Origin of the sequence: Pseudomonas sp. ICMP22404, from assembly GCF_006227205.1 — a bacterium.
In the GTDB taxonomy this organism is placed as follows: Bacteria; Pseudomonadota; Gammaproteobacteria; order Pseudomonadales; family Pseudomonadaceae; genus Aquipseudomonas.
Map to the genome: position 1 here is coordinate 144,760 of NZ_VCNG01000005.1, position 14,237 is coordinate 158,996.

Below are 14,237 nucleotides of genomic sequence, written 5' to 3' on the forward strand. Positions count from 1 at the left end.
CAGGTTTCAGGCTTCGGGCGACAGGTTTCAGGCCTGGCGCTGGAAGGGCAACAAACGCAGTAGGCGAAAAAAACTAGAGAATGTAAGGAGAGGGAAAATGTTCGAACTCGTAGACAACATCCCCGCTAGCCCGGTTATCAAAGTAATCGGTGTCGGCGGTGGCGGCGGCAACGCTGTCAATCACATGGTCAAGAGCAACATCGAAGGCGTCGAATTCATCTGCGCCAACACCGATGCTCAAGCGCTGAAGAACATTGGCGCGCGGACCATCCTGCAACTGGGTACCGGCGTGACCAAGGGCCTGGGTGCCGGCGCGAATCCCGAGGTTGGCCGTCAGGCTGCCCTGGAAGACCGCGAGCGCATCGCTGAAGTCCTGGCCGGCACCAACATGGTGTTCATCACCACGGGCATGGGCGGCGGTACCGGTACCGGTGCGGCGCCGATCATTGCCGAAGTGGCCAAGGAAATGGGCATCCTCACCGTTGCGGTGGTGACCCGTCCGTTCCCGTTCGAAGGCCGCAAGCGCATGCAGATTGCCGATGAAGGCATCCGCGCGCTGAGCGACAGCGTCGACTCGTTGATCACCATTCCCAACGAGAAACTGCTGACCATCCTCGGTAAAGACGCCAGCCTGCTGTCGGCTTTCGCCAAGGCCGATGACGTACTGGCCGGTGCCGTTCGCGGTATCTCCGACATCATCAAGCGTCCGGGCATGATCAACGTCGACTTCGCCGACGTACGCACCGTGATGTCCGAAATGGGCATGGCGATGATGGGCACTGGCTGCGCCAGCGGTCCGAACCGTGCTCGCGAAGCCACCGAAGCGGCCATCCGCAACCCGCTGCTCGAAGATGTGAACCTGCAGGGCGCTCGCGGCATCCTGGTGAACATCACCGCTGGTCCGGACCTGTCCTTGGGCGAGTACTCCGACGTGGGTAGCATCATCGAAGCGTTCGCTTCCGACCACGCCATGGTCAAGGTCGGCACCGTGATCGATCCGGACATGCGTGACGAGCTGCACGTGACCGTGGTTGCCACCGGCCTGGGTGCGAAAATCGAGAAGCCGATGAAGGTGATCGACAACACCGTCCAGACCACAATGGCCTCGCAGCCTCAGCAGCAAGCCCCCGTTCGTCAGGAACAGCCTGCGGTGAACTACCGCGACCTGGACCGTCCGACCGTCATGCGCAACCAGGCCCAGGCCGGTGCTGCGACTGCCGCGAAGATGAATCCACAAGACGATCTGGACTACCTGGATATCCCGGCCTTCCTGCGTCGTCAGGCCGATTGATGAAATGTATCAGGGGTATTCGGGTGATTGGTGTTCAGCAAAGGTCTGGTCTGCTATCATCGCCAGCCTTTGTTGATACCAGTTCGCAATTTGCGCTGAAGCGGCCCATGCCATGATTAAACAACGCACCCTGAAGAATATTATCCGTGCCACAGGTGTCGGCCTGCACTCCGGCGAGAAGGTCTACCTGACCCTCAAGCCCGCGCCTGTCGACACCGGCATTGTGTTTTGTCGTGCCGACCTCGACCCTGTGGTGCAGATTCCTGCTCGCGCGGAAAATGTTGGTGAAACCACCATGTCGACCACACTGGTCAACGGTGACACCAAAGTGGACACGGTGGAGCATTTGCTCTCGGCCATGGCTGGCCTGGGCATCGATAACGCCTACGTCGAGCTCTCCGCGTCCGAAGTCCCGATCATGGATGGCAGCGCCGGACCCTTCGTATTCCTGATTCAATCGGCTGGCCTGGAAGAGCAGGACGCGGCCAAGAAGTTCATCCGCATCCTGCGGGAAGTGACAGTGGAAGACGGCGACAAGCGCGCCACTTTCGTCCCTTTCGATGGTTTCAAGGTGAGCTTCGAGATCGATTTCGATCACCCGGTTTTCCGTGACCGCACCCAGAGTGCAAGCGTGGATTTTTCCAGCACTTCGTTCGTAAAAGAAGTCAGCCGCGCCCGTACCTTTGGTTTCATGAGTGACATCGAGTACCTGCGCAAGCACAACCTCGCACTCGGCGGCAGTGTTGAAAACGCGATCGTGGTCGATTCCGATGGCGTGTTGAACGAAGACGGCCTTCGCTATGAAGACGAATTCGTCAAACACAAGATCCTCGATGCAATCGGCGACCTCTACCTGCTGGGCAATAGCCTGATTGGTGAGTTCAAGGGCTTCAAGTCCGGCCACGCACTGAACAACCAGCTGCTGCGCAAGTTGATTGAGCAGAAAGATGCATGGGAAGTCGTGACGTTCGAAGACGCCAGTACCGCACCGATCTCTTACATGCGCCCTGTTGCGGCCGTGTAAGCAAAAAACCTCTCTAGTTTTTTAAGGGCTGCCTTCGGGTGGCCTTTTTTTATTTCCGCATGACTCCAGCACCGAACTTCGCTGGACTACGCCACAGCAACCGCAGATCGCGTTGCGCCCATTACCGGGTGTGCGCCTCGAAGAAGTCCCAGATTGTACCGGTCGCATCTATAGGCGCGGCGCTTGCGCCGCCGTCGCTTCCGCTGCGCCCCAGGCCCTTTCCGCTGCTTGATCCCGGCCAACTATGGCCGCCGTTCGGCAAATCGTAAAACACGATATCGGCGTTGCCGTGGCAACTGACGCTGCTCTCCATCTTCACGCCGGGTCGCTGCGTTACCGAAGGGTTGCCTTTGCAGCCATTGGCCCTGCGCCAGAAATTCACGGCATAGCGGACCGGCTCGAACGGGATCGTCTGCCCCTTGGCGACGAAGCCAGTCTGGCTCATACCGCCGTTGAAACCGACGACGGGATCCTGCTCACCGTGTATGACGAGCATCGGCACAGGCGTGCGCGCGGTACTTTCATTGCCGAACAGCGCGCCGGAAACTACAGCAGCGGCGGCAATTCGATCGCCGAGAGCGATTGCAACGCGATGGGTCAGCATGCCGCCGTTGGAAAAACCGGCAACATAGATACGGCGTCTGTCGATCTGCATTTGCTTGGACACGTCGTCGATAACGGCGGCAACGAAGCCGACATCGTCCACGCCCTTCGACACTGCCTCACCGCAACAACCGCTGGCGTTCCAGGTGCCCATTCTATCGTTACGGCCAATCCCCTTGGGGGCGGCGACCACCAATCCGGCGGTCTGCGCCTGCTGTTCCCAGCGCGGAATCATCGTTTCGGGACTACCGCCGCCGCCATGCAGCACGATCACCAGCGGCGCGGGACCGTTGCCGCGATGCTCGTCGAGGAGCAGATAGCTGCGGTCGAGGCCTCCGACCCGCAGCGTCTTCGACACAGCGTGGCTGTTGTCGGCCTGCTCGGCTCGTTCGGCGCGCGCCTCCCGCGCCTCGCGCAACCGTTCCAGCAATCTTGGCTGTGCCTCGACCGTGCCAACAAGAGAGGCTGCGATCAAACCGTATGTTAAGAAAAGTCTGGCTCTGTTCATGTCGCACCGTTCCTTTGTCGCCACGCCGATCCCCGATGTTACTGTATAGTAACATCTTGTAACCATGCCGTACGTGAACGAAAATCGGGCTATGACCGGCACCTATGCAGATATGCTCGAAGATCACAGGACCAACCGGCGTGCCTTGTTGATCGCAAGCGCGGCAGACGCGATCGACGCGCATGGGCTGCGCAGCGTCACCATTGACGCGATTGCCGCGCATGCTGGTGTCTCCAAGGTCGTGCTCTATCGCTACTTCGGATCGAAGGATGCGCTGATCGACGCGGTATTGGCCGACATGGTCGAGGCACTGCTCGGCGTCGATGCCATGCCGGCGGACAAGTGGACCGAGCGCCTGCCGCATACCCTGGCGTTGGCGCGACAGAAGCGCGCCGCCCTGCGGATACTGCTGCGTCAGGCGCCCCACGATCCACGCTTCGGGCGGTATGTGGACCATCTGCATACGGTTCTTGCCGAACGCACCATCCATCGCATGCAAGAAGCATTGGGCGAGCCGGGCATCATGCCCGGCGATCCGGCCATGCTGGCGCGGATGGTGTCGAGCTTCCTGCTGGACGCCTATCTCAACTGGCTGGACGGCGGCAACCTGGCAAAGGAAATGGAATTCCTCGACTGGCTCGCCGCCAGTGTGCAGGCGATGACGCGGCAGTGGTGGAACGGGGCACAAGCTTAAATGTGACAGGCGGGCGTCGCCCTCTTCGGCGGACACTTCGCGGATGTTGCCAACAGAAGGAGACCGGAAATGGGACGTGAGGCGCTGGTGCATTAGTAAGTCGGCAACGAAGCGGGTGAGGTCAAGGCCCGGCTTGAAGCAAATGAACTGATCCTGCGCGGCGATATTCGGCGCTGTTTTCCCAAGACAGAAATCACTGAGCGCTGCCCCTTTGGGCCGCCTATCCCAGGGGAAAGGCAGCGGGGGAGAGCGTTCGTGGCGAGGGGTATTACATCGCGCAGACCACGCAATTGCGCCCGCTGGCCTTGGCCTGGTATAGCGCTTTGTCGGCGGCGAACAGGAGCTGTTCGAAGTCGCCATACGGTCCCTGGGACCAGGTCGCGATGCCGATGCTGACGGTCATGGGCGCGTCGCCCGGCTGGACGGGCAGTTGTTCCACCGCTTCGCGAATGCTTTGAGCCATGGCAAAGGCCCCGGCGGTATTGGTTTCCGGTAACACCACCGAGAACTCTTCGCCACCGTAGCGTGCTGCGAGGTCGGCAGGGCGACGGACACGCTCGCTGATCAGCCGTGCCAAGGTGCGCAGTGCCTCGTCACCCTGTTGATGGCCATGGCGATCATTGAAAGCCTTGAAGTGGTCGGCATCGACCATCAGCACCGACAGCGGTTGGCCCGAGCGCAAGGCCCGTAGCCATTCTCTTTGCAGCGTTTCATCCAGGGCCCTGCGGTTGGCCAGACCTGTCAGCGGATCGGTGGCCGCCCGTTGGGCCAGTTCCCGTTCCGCGCGATGGCGGCGTCTCAGTTCCCGGCGCAGCAGCCAGGTGAGCCAGAGCAGGCCGATGCACAGAGCACCGGTGGCGCCGCTGACGATCAGCGTCGTGCGTAGCCATGAAGCAAAGACCTCTTCGGAGGAGAGCGCCACCACGACAATCAACGGCAAGTTGCCTACCTGTGAAAAGGTGTAGAGGCGCTGTTTCTGGTCAAAACCGGAAGTGCTGGTGAAGCTGCCGTTACCTTCATGCAGGATGCGCACGAAATTTGGCCGGTTGCTGAAGTCCCTGCCGATCATGTCCTCGGCCAGGGGCGGTTCCTGTGCCAGCAGGATTCCGTCGCGGCTGATCAGGTTGACCGTACCGCCATGCCCGATGTTCAAGCTTCTGAACAATTGGCTGAAGTAACTCAAGCGCATCGCGGCTTCGGCCACGCCCAGGAAATCGCCTCGTTCGTCGCTCAGTCGGCGACTGAAACTGATACGCCAGTCGTGCTCGCCACTCCGGGCTCGGAAGGGGCGGCTGATCATCATCTCCGGGCTTGGGTTCTGGACGTGGGACTGGAAATATTCCCGCTCAGCATAATTGCCGATGCGTGGTTCGACCGAGGCCGAGTCAGCGATGACATCGCCTTGTTTGTCCAGCAGCAGGATGTCGCCTTTGTAAGGCGCGGCGGTGGAGCGGTCGAACAGGGCCAGGTGCCGGATGGCCGGTGAGACGTCTTTCAGGTCGTCGCGCTGGGCCGCGGCAATCAGGCCTTGCACCGACAAGTCGTAGAGTTCGACGTTGCGCAGCACGTCGGCATCGATCAACTGCACGATATTGCTGGCCGCGCGTGTCGCTGCTTCACGGGCGTTGGCGTGTTCGCGTATCAGCAGGAAGGTCACGATGCCCAGGATGGCAATGACAACCAGTGAGCTGGCCAGTACGAGTACCCGCTCCGAGCGTATCGAAAGCGGGGTGCTGCAGGGTGTCGCACTGCTGGTGCTCATGATTCCGATGTCTATATGGTCGATCCATTCCGAAGGGAGCATAGCTGGCAATTCACCAGATGCTGGCCTTTTGCTGATTGTGCTTGGATCGGCGAGAGGGGGCAATCAGTGTTCGCAGAAGCCGTAGCTGCCGCCGGAGGCCAAGGCTTGCTGATTCTGGGCTAATAGCCTTTCGCCCAGCATTCAATGGCGTGGAAAAAGGTGTCCGGATCGTTCGGAGCAGTCAGGCAGGTAAACGGATCCCAAAGGTATTGGCACCCCGGTCACTGCGCACGAAGACGTCCCCACCGTGCATCAGGGCGATGGCCCTGACGATGGCCAGCCCCAACCCGTGGTTGGCCCCGCTGTTGCTGCGAGAGGCATCGACTCGGTAGAAGCGTTCGAACAGCCGCGGCAGGTGTTCGGTGGCAATCGGTTCGCCAGGGTTGGTGACGGCGAGGGTGATCTGGTCGGCCTGGGCTTCGATGTGTACGTCGATGACGTGTCCTGGCGCGGTGTGCTGTACGGCGTTGCTCAACAGGTTGATCAGCGCCCGGCGCAGATGAGCGATCTCGATGCTGGCCTGGGCGTCGCCGCTGACCCTAACCTGGACCTGGGCGTCTTCGAGGATGAAGTCCAGGTAATCGAGGGTGGTGGCCACTTCGTCGGCCAAGGACGTGGTGATCAGTTTGGTGGCCTTGCTGCCCTGGTCGGCGCTGGCGAGGAAGAGCATGTCGTTGATGATCGAGCGCAGCCGTTCCAGTTCCTCGAGGTTCGATTGCAGCACTTCGAAGTAATGCTCGGCCGAACGACCGCGGGTCAGCGCCACTTGGGTCTGGCCGATCAGGTTGGTCAGGGGCGAGCGCAGTTCATGGGCGACATCGGCATTGAACGATTCCAGCCGTGAGTAGGCCTGTTCGACCCGGTCGAGGGTGGCGTTGAATGAATTGACGAACTGGCTGAGTTCCGGTGGCAACGGCGATAGCCGCAGGCGCCCGGACAGGCGCGGAGGGGCCAGGCGCCGGGCTTCATCGGACAGCTTGATCAGTGGCTTGAGGCCGATATGCGCCACCCAGTAGCCCAGCAAGGAGGCCAGCAACACCCCGACAATCGCCAGGCTGACCAAGGCCACCAGCAGGCGATGTTGGGTCTGGTAGAACGTCTCGGTGTCGATGCCGATCATGAAACGCAGCGGCGGTCGTTGGTCCTTGGCCGGGAACTGGCTCACCAGCACTTTCATCGGGTAGTGGCGGTTGGGCAATTGCAGGTCGCGTTTACCCAGTGGCCCTTCGGTGAAGGCGCGGATCTGCGGGTCGGGATCGCCATATTCGAAGTGTGGGTCACCGCTGACGATCCAGAAATGGATACGCTTGTCTTCCTCGCCCAGCAAACGCAGTTTGTTGTGGATCTTCACCCAGTGCTCGGGCGTGCCGTAACGGCCCACCGTGGATTCGAGCACACTGTAGCGGGCATCGAGTTCGGCTTCGGGCAACAGGCCCAGGCCTTTTTCGACCTGCTGGTACAAGGCTCCGCCGATCAACAGGAACACCAGCGCGGCGACCAGGGTGAACAGGCCGCTGAGGCGTAGCGCGATACTGTTACTCACTGCGACTTTCCAGCACATAACCCATCCCGCGAATGGTGTGCAGCAACTTCTGCTCGAACGGCCCGTCGAGCTTGGCCCGCAGGCGTTTGATCGCCACTTCGACGACGTTGGCGTCGCTGTCGAAATTGATGTCCCAGACCATTTCGGCGATGGCGGTCTTGGAGAGGATTTCACCCTGGCGGCGGGCCAGGACGCTGAGCAGCGAGAACTCCTTGGCCGTCAGGTCCAGGCGTTGGCCAGCGCGGGTGGCCTTGCGGCTGATCAGGTCGATCCACAGGTCGGCGATGCTCACCTGCACCGGTTCATGGCCGCCGCTACGACGGGTCAGGGCTTGCAGGCGGGCCACCAGTTCCAGGAAGGAGAACGGTTTGCCCAGGTAATCGTCGGCGCCATCGCGCAGGCCCTTGATGCGGTCTTCGACCCGTTCCCGGGCGGTGAGCATGATCACCGGGGTCTGCTTGCGGGCGCGCAGGGCTCGCAACACGCCGAAGCCATCCAGACCCGGCAGCATCACGTCGAGCACGATCACCGCATATTCGCTTTCCAGGGCCAGGTGCAGCCCTTCGACGCCGTCGGGGGCTACGTCCACGATGTAGCCCTGCTCAGTCAGGCCGCGATGCAGGTAATCCGCGGTTTTTTCTTCGTCTTCGATGATCAGAACGCGCATGGCCCCGCCTCAGTCTGTAGTCGCCAGCGCCGTAGCTGACGCAGGCCCGGAATGATGGGCGGGCCGATGGAACAACCGCTCGAGCCACAAGTATATGACCGGTGTGGTGAACAACGTCAGCGCCTGGCTCACCAGCAGACCGCCGACCACCGCAATGCCCAGGGGCTGGCGCAACTCCGCGCCGGGGCCATGGCCGAGCATCAGCGGCAGGGCGCCGAGCAGGGCGGCCAGGGTGGTCATGATGATCGGACGGAACCGCGTTACGCCCGCCTGGAAAATCGCCTCCTGCGGTGTTAGCCCGCCATTGCGCTGCGCGTCGAGGGCGAAGTCGATCATCAGGATGCCGTTTTTCTTGACGATGCCGATCAACAGCACCAGCCCGATCAGCGCCATGATCGAAAAATCCCGGCCCAACAGCCAGAGCATGATCAGGGCGCCGAGGCCGGCGGAGGGCAGGGTGGAGATGATGGTCAGCGGATGCACGAAGCTCTCGTAGAGCACGCCGAGAATGATGTACACCGCCACCAGCGCGGCGAGGATCAGCCACGGCTGGCTGGCCAGGGAACTCTGGAACGCCTGTGCCGCGCCCTGGAAGTTGCCGCTGATGGCGGCCGGCATGCCGATCTCGTTCTTCGCCTGGTCGAGCATGCGCACCGCGTCCCCCAGGGCCACGCCTGGCGCCAGGTTGAACGACAGGTTGGCGGCCGGGAACATGCCGTCGTGGGCAATGGACAGCGGGCCGTTGGTGGGGGGATCGAAGCGGGCCAGGGCCGAGAGCGGTACCATTTCGCCGCTCAGGGGTGAGCGCAGGTAGAAGTAGGCCAGGCTTTCGGCCTTTCCACGCTGCTGGGTGTCGAGTTCCAGGATCACGTTGTATTGGTTGGTCTCGGTCTGGAATTCGTTGATCTGCCGCTGGCCGAACGCGTCGTACAGCGCCTGGTCGACATCGCTGGCGGTAAGGCCGAAGCGTGCCGCCGCGCTGCGGTCGATGTTGATATGGGTAATGCTGCCGCCCAGTTGCAGGTCGTTGGAGATGTCACGGAACGCCGGATTGCTGCGCAGCCTGTCAGTGAGTTTCTGTGCCCAGGTGTTGAGGGTTGGCCCGTCGTTGCTCTTGAGGACGTACTGATACTGGGCGCGACTGGGACCGGAACTGAGGTTGATGTCCTGTCCGGCCCTCAGGTACAGCACCACCCCCGGAATCTTCTGCAACTTGGGGCGGATCCGGTCGATGAAGCCGCTGGCCGAGACGTCACGCTCGCTTTGGGGCTTGAGCGCGATCCAGAAGCGGCCGTTGGCGATGGTCTGGTTGCTGCCCGAGACGCCGACGGAGTGGGAGAACGTCTGCACCGCCGGGTCGGCGGCGACGATTTCGGCCAGGGCCTTGTGCTTGGCCACCATGTCCGGGAATGACACGTCGGCGGCCGCTTCGCTGGTGCCCAGCACCAGGCCGGTGTCCTGCACCGGGAAGAAGCCCTTGGGGATGAACACATAGCCTGCCACGGCCATTGCCAGGGTCAGGCCGAACACACCGATCATCAGCTTCTGATGGGCCAGTGCCTTGCGCAGGCCTTTTTCGTAGCCGCCCAACAGCCGCTCGCCAAAGCCCGGAACTCGGTGAGCATGATGCACCGGGGCGCGCATGAACAGCGCCGCCAGCGTTGGCGCCAGGGTCAGGGACACCACCACGGAAATCAGGATGGTCGAGGTGGCGGTCAAGGCAAACTCCTTGAACAGTCGCCCGACCACGCCGCCCATGAACAGCAGCGGAATGAATGCGGCAATCAGGGAGAAACTGATGGACACCACCGTGAAGCCGATTTCGCCGGCGCCCTTGATCGCTGCTTCGCGCATGCTGTCACCGGCCTCGAGATGCCGGTGGATGTTCTCCACCACCACAATCGCGTCGTCCACCACGAAGCCCACCGAGATGACGATGGCGACCAGGGTCAGGTTGTTCAGGCTGAAGCCCATCACGTACATCAGGGCGAGGCTCGCGGTCAGGGACACCCCCAGCACCGCCGAGACGATCAACGTCGCCGAGAGCTGGCGCAGGAACAACGCCATGACCGCCACGACCAGCAGCACGGCGATCAGCAGGGTGAGCTCCACCTCATGCAGCGAGGCGCGGATCGTCTGGGTGCGGTCGATCAGCACCTTGACCTGTACCGCGGCGGGCAGCATGGCTTCCAGGGTGGGCAGGGCGGCCTGGATGCGGTCGACGGTTTCGACGATGTTCGCTCCCGGTTGCCGGAAGATCACCAGGTTGAGGCCCGGCTCGTCATCGGCCCAGGCCTGGACATAGGCGTTTTCCGAGCCATTGATCACCTTGGCAATGTCCTTGAGATGCACCGGTGCCCCATTCTTGTAGGACACGATCAGGTCGCCGTACTCCTCGGGCTGGAACAATTGATCGTTGGTGGACAATGTCGAGATGCTCGAGTCGCCGTACAGCGCGCCCTTGGCCAGGTTGAGGCTGGCCTGCTGGAGTGTCGTGCGGATGTCGGCCAGGGTCAGGCCGATGGCGGCGAGACGGTCGGCGGAGGCCTGGACCCGGATCGCCGGGCGCTGTTGGCCGGTGATGTTTACTTGTCCGACGCCGTCGATCTGGCTGATCTGACGGGCAAGCAGTGTTTCGACGTAGTCGCTCAGTTCGGTGCCGGGCATCAGGCTGGAACTGATACTGAGGATCAGCACCGGGCTGTCGGCGGGGTTGACCTTGCGCCAGGTAGGCAGGTTCGGCATGTCGCTGGGCAGTTTGCCGGCGGCGGTGTTGATGGCGGCCTGCACTTCCTGGGCGGCGGTGTCGATGCTCTTGCCGAGGCTGAATTGCAGGATCAGGTTGGTCGAGCCCAGGGCGCTGCTGGAGGTCATCTGTGTGATGCCGGGAATCGCGCTGAACTGCACTTCCAGCGGCGTCGCCACCGAGGAGGCCATGGTTTCGGGGCTGGCGCCGGGCAGTTGGGCATTGACCTGGATCGTCGGGAATTCCGCCTCCGGCAAGGGGGCGACGGGCAGGCGAGGGAAGGCGATACTCCCCAGCAGTATCAGGGCGAACGTCAGCAGCACCGTGGCGACGGGATGGTCGATGCACCACGCCGAAATCGAGCCGCGCCCCTTCATGGCTGCGGCTCCGTGGCCTTGGCGAGGACCGGTGGGGCCGTGAGCACCTGGACGCTGGCCCCCGGCCTGAGGCGTGACTGGCCGTCACTCACCAGTTGATCACCGGCGTTCACCCCCTTGATGATGTTCATGCCGCTGTCCTGGTAGACCATCTCCACCGGTACGCTCTCGACCTTGTCCCCCTTGACCCGGTAGACGAAGTGCTGGTCCAGTCCACGCTGGACCACGGTCGGCGGAACCACCAGGGCACCCTTGTCGAGGGCGGTCTGGATTTTCAGCGTGACCAGTTGCCCGGGCCACAACCGCTGCCCGGCGTTGCTGAATTCGGCCTTGGCCCGCAGGGTGCCGGTATTGGCGTTGATCTGGTTGTCGATGAGGCTCAGCCGACCCTCGCCAAGTGGTTCACCTGCCGCGCCATCGGCGCCGATGTAGGCCTTGACCAGCGCCTGTTCGGGCGCAGCGATCAAGCGTTGCAAGGTGGGCAGCATCTGTTGGGGCAGGGAAAACTCCACCGCTATCGGGTCGATCTGGGTCACGGTGAACAGGCCTTCGGTGTCGCTGGTGCGCAGGAAGTTGCCTTCGTCCACGTTGCGGATGCCGACGCGACCGGTCACCGGGGAGCGGATCTGTGTGTAGGACAACTGCACCTGGGCGGCATCGATGGCTGCCTGGTTGCCCTGGGCGGTGGCCTTGAGCTGATTGACCAGGGCCTGCTGCTGATCGTAGGTCTGCTTCGAGACGCCATCATCGACGCTCAGCAATTTGTAGCGCTTGAGATTGACCTGGGCCACCGCCAGTTGCGCCTGGCTTTCGCCAAGCTGGGCCCGGGCCTGGTCGAGGCTGGCGCGAATGGAGCGGTCGTCGATGGTCGCCAGCAGGTCGCCCTTGCTCACCTGTTGCCCTTCCTTGACCAGCAGTCGGGTGAGAATGCCATCGATCTGCGGACGGATCACCACGCTGTGCAGTGACAGCACCGTGCCGATGCCGCTGGCGAAGCGCGGCACATCCTTTTGCTCCACGCTGACGACCCGTACCGGAACGGCGGCAGGCGCACCGGGTTTGGCGGCGATGGGTTTCATGACGAACCAGAGGACGAGGGCCGCCAGGGCGATCAATAGCGCGACGAGCAGGACGGTTTTTTTCTGGATGTGCATGGATGTGGGAAGCCGGTCCGGGACGAAGGGATTTACAGGACTCTTATATAGCGTTGCGAGACGGTCAGGAAGGTGACGGCTAACTGACAGGCTTGTCAGTTTCGTCCTGGATTACTGTCGGACGAGTGTCAGGTTGAATCTGCCCGATACGTTGCGGCAGCGGGCGGGTATACTGGTGCCCGTCGCGCCTCTCTCCAGGCCTGACTTGCACACAGTATGGCGAGGAGCAAACCCTTCGCCACGGATTGATGGCCTACCTTGAGTGAACGGCATTTACATGACTTCCCCGAACGGCGAACCGGCCGACCTGCCTGACGGCGATGTTTCCAGTGCCGAGAGCGGCAAAGCGTCGATCCCGGCCTTCAAATTTCCTTTCAAGCCCGGTGAACTGGCCACGGCCAAAGGGGCGGGACAATTGCCGTGGTACAAGAACGGCGTGAAAGATGGTCACGCCAAGTCCCCCGGCGCCGCACCTCCCGGCACCCGTCGTTCGATGGGCAAGCGCTGAGGGTCGTTCCTCGATACAGGAGCGGCGATTTCAATTCGTGGCTCGCGCGCCCGCCAGGCTTCCGCTCAACTCGTACGCTGTCAGTTCGGCCTGGTGCGCTGTCAGGATTTCCGGCAGCGAACCTCGCAGGTACTCGACCCAGGTCTTGATCTTCGCGTCCAGGTACTGGCGCGAAGGATAGATGGCGTAGAGGTTCAATTCCTGGGAGCGGTAATTGGGCATGACCCGCACCAGCGTGCCGTTGCGCAGGCCTTCGATGGCGGCATAAACCGGCAGTACACCCACGCCCATGCCGCTGGTGATCGCGGTTTTCATCGCATCGGCGGAGTTCACCAGGAAGGGTGACTGGTTGATGGTGACCATTTCCTGGCCTTCCGGGCCGTCGAACACCCATTTCTCCAGCGGAATGACCGGGCTGACCAGGCGCAGGCAGGCGTGGTTGAGCAACTCGCTGGGTTTCTGTGGGCAACCGTTGGCCTTCACGTAGGCAGGTGAAGCACAGACGATGCTGTAAGTGATGCCCAGGCGTTGGGAAACGAAACCCGAATCCGGCAATTCGCTGGCCAACACGATGGAGACGTCATAGCCCTCGTCCAGGATGTCCGGCACGCGGTTGGCCAGGGTCAGGTCGAAGGTCACGTCCGGATGGGTCTTGCGATAACGGGCGATGGCGTCGATCACGAAATGCTGGCCGATACCGGTCATGGTGTGGACCTTCAACTGCCCGGCCGGCCGGGCATGGGCATCGCTGGCCTCGGCTTCGGCTTCCTCGACATAGGCCAGGATCTGCTCGCAACGCAACAGATAGCGTTTACCGGCTTCGGTCAGGGCAATGCGGCGGGTGGTGCGGTTGAGCAGGCGGGTTTGCAGATGGGCTTCCAGATTGGAAACCGCACGCGAGACGTTGGCTGTCGTGGTATCGAGTTGCACGGCGGCGGCGGTGAAACTGCCGGCTTCGGCAACACAGCAGAACGCGCGCATGTTTTGCAGGGTGTCCATGAAGGGCTCTCTTGGGCGATAGCAAATTGTGACACGAAGTTACGGTGCTACGGGATCCGACTTATGGATTATCGCGTTTACGGTAACAAAGATTCGCAGAAAGTTCGGCTTATCGCCGTTTGGCTGGGTGCCTAGAATTGCCGGCGTTGAAGGGGTGGGCTTTCTGGCACGGACCTCATGTGGGAGCGAGCCTGCTCGCGAAAGCGTTGGGTCAGTTGTCTGCGATAGCGCGGGTGCCGCCGCCTTCGCGAGCAGGCTCGCTCCCACAGGTTGCGTAACCGGCATGCACGCTCATCACCTTTTTTTGTCCCTTTCCCAG

General features: G+C 62.0%; 11 protein-coding genes. 4 read left to right on the forward strand and 7 right to left on the reverse strand.

All coding sequences use genetic code 11. The annotated features are described in order from the left end of the window. Window positions 1-97 precede the first annotated feature (97 nt). Window positions 98-1,291: a cell division protein FtsZ gene (gene ftsZ, locus FGE05_RS11385; protein WP_047701346.1), complete on the forward strand. Its 1,194-nt coding sequence runs from the start codon at window positions 98-100 to the stop codon at window positions 1,289-1,291. 112 nt (window positions 1,292-1,403) lie between these two features. Then, entirely contained in the window at window positions 1,404-2,315 is a 912-nt protein-coding gene (gene lpxC, locus FGE05_RS11390) for a UDP-3-O-acyl-N-acetylglucosamine deacetylase (protein WP_010452622.1), read from the forward strand. A 121-nt stretch (window positions 2,316-2,436) separates the two neighbouring features. Here lpxC and FGE05_RS11395 read toward each other — a convergent pair whose 3' ends face one another. Continuing rightward, the gene (locus FGE05_RS11395; protein ID WP_176563001.1) at window positions 2,437-3,426 is read right to left on the reverse strand and encodes a PHB depolymerase family esterase; all 990 of its coding nucleotides are present in this window, start codon (window positions 3,424-3,426) and stop codon (window positions 2,437-2,439) included. Window positions 3,427-3,517: 91 nt separating this feature from the next. Here FGE05_RS11395 and FGE05_RS11400 point away from each other — a divergent pair, with 91 nt between their 5' ends. Next, the gene (locus FGE05_RS11400; protein WP_176563002.1) at window positions 3,518-4,120 is read left to right on the forward strand and encodes a TetR/AcrR family transcriptional regulator; all 603 of its coding nucleotides are present in this window, start codon (window positions 3,518-3,520) and stop codon (window positions 4,118-4,120) included. A 268-nt stretch (window positions 4,121-4,388) separates the two neighbouring features. Here the strand turns inward: FGE05_RS11400 and FGE05_RS11405 are convergent, their stop codons facing one another. The 5 genes from FGE05_RS11405 to FGE05_RS11425 all read right to left on the reverse strand — a co-directional run bounded on the left by FGE05_RS11405 (window position 4,389) and on the right by FGE05_RS11425 (window position 12,411). Next, complete coding sequence (locus tag FGE05_RS11405; RefSeq protein ID WP_139644922.1) at window positions 4,389-5,882, reverse strand: GGDEF domain-containing protein; 1,494 nt, start codon at window positions 5,880-5,882, stop codon at window positions 4,389-4,391. A gap of 223 nt (window positions 5,883-6,105) precedes the next feature. Continuing rightward, complete coding sequence (locus FGE05_RS11410; protein ID WP_139644924.1) at window positions 6,106-7,485, reverse strand: heavy metal sensor histidine kinase; 1,380 nt, start codon at window positions 7,483-7,485, stop codon at window positions 6,106-6,108. Then, window positions 7,460-8,134: a heavy metal response regulator transcription factor gene (locus tag FGE05_RS11415; RefSeq protein WP_139644926.1), complete on the reverse strand. Its 675-nt coding sequence runs from the start codon at window positions 8,132-8,134 to the stop codon at window positions 7,460-7,462. The genes FGE05_RS11410 and FGE05_RS11415 overlap by 26 nt, the downstream gene beginning before the upstream one ends. Window positions 8,135-8,143: 9 nt before the next feature. After that, window positions 8,144-11,257 (reverse strand): multidrug efflux RND transporter permease subunit, encoded by a 3,114-nt coding sequence (locus FGE05_RS11420; RefSeq protein ID WP_139644928.1) that lies wholly within the window; start codon window positions 11,255-11,257, stop codon window positions 8,144-8,146. Continuing rightward, a complete protein-coding gene (locus FGE05_RS11425; RefSeq protein WP_139644930.1) occupies window positions 11,254-12,411 on the reverse strand; it encodes an efflux RND transporter periplasmic adaptor subunit in 1,158 nt (385 codons plus the stop codon). The genes FGE05_RS11420 and FGE05_RS11425 overlap by 4 nt, the downstream gene beginning before the upstream one ends. 277 nt (window positions 12,412-12,688) lie before the next feature. Between FGE05_RS11425 and FGE05_RS11430 the strand changes: the two genes are divergently transcribed. After that, complete coding sequence (locus FGE05_RS11430; protein WP_139644932.1) at window positions 12,689-12,919, forward strand: hypothetical protein; 231 nt, start codon at window positions 12,689-12,691, stop codon at window positions 12,917-12,919. Window positions 12,920-12,949: 30 nt separating this feature from the next. Here the strand turns inward: FGE05_RS11430 and FGE05_RS11435 are convergent, their stop codons facing one another. Continuing rightward, window positions 12,950-13,918: a LysR family transcriptional regulator gene (locus FGE05_RS11435; RefSeq protein WP_139644934.1), complete on the reverse strand. Its 969-nt coding sequence runs from the start codon at window positions 13,916-13,918 to the stop codon at window positions 12,950-12,952. Window positions 13,919-14,237 lie beyond the last annotated feature (319 nt).

What these genes read in the sequence shown, in the direction of transcription:
- lpxC (WP_010452622.1), top strand. Translation starts at nt 1,404, where the DNA reads ATGATTAAACAACGCACCCTGAAGAATATTATCCGTGCCACAGGTGTC.
- FGE05_RS11400 (WP_176563002.1), top strand. Translation starts at nt 3,518, where the DNA reads ATGACCGGCACCTATGCAGATATGCTCGAAGATCACAGGACCAACCGG.
- ftsZ (WP_047701346.1), top strand. Translation starts at nt 98, where the DNA reads ATGTTCGAACTCGTAGACAACATCCCCGCTAGCCCGGTTATCAAAGTA.
- FGE05_RS11420 (WP_139644928.1), bottom strand. Translation starts at nt 11,257, where the DNA reads ATGAAGGGGCGCGGCTCGATTTCGGCGTGGTGCATCGACCATCCCGTC.
- FGE05_RS11415 (WP_139644926.1), bottom strand. Translation starts at nt 8,134, where the DNA reads ATGCGCGTTCTGATCATCGAAGACGAAGAAAAAACCGCGGATTACCTG.
- FGE05_RS11435 (WP_139644934.1), bottom strand. Translation starts at nt 13,918, where the DNA reads ATGGACACCCTGCAAAACATGCGCGCGTTCTGCTGTGTTGCCGAAGCC.
- FGE05_RS11430 (WP_139644932.1), top strand. Translation starts at nt 12,689, where the DNA reads ATGACTTCCCCGAACGGCGAACCGGCCGACCTGCCTGACGGCGATGTT.
- FGE05_RS11395 (WP_176563001.1), bottom strand. Translation starts at nt 3,426, where the DNA reads ATGAACAGAGCCAGACTTTTCTTAACATACGGTTTGATCGCAGCCTCT.
- FGE05_RS11425 (WP_139644930.1), bottom strand. Translation starts at nt 12,411, where the DNA reads ATGCACATCCAGAAAAAAACCGTCCTGCTCGTCGCGCTATTGATCGCC.
- FGE05_RS11410 (WP_139644924.1), bottom strand. Translation starts at nt 7,485, where the DNA reads ATGTGCTGGAAAGTCGCAGTGAGTAACAGTATCGCGCTACGCCTCAGC.
- FGE05_RS11405 (WP_139644922.1), bottom strand. Translation starts at nt 5,882, where the DNA reads ATGAGCACCAGCAGTGCGACACCCTGCAGCACCCCGCTTTCGATACGC.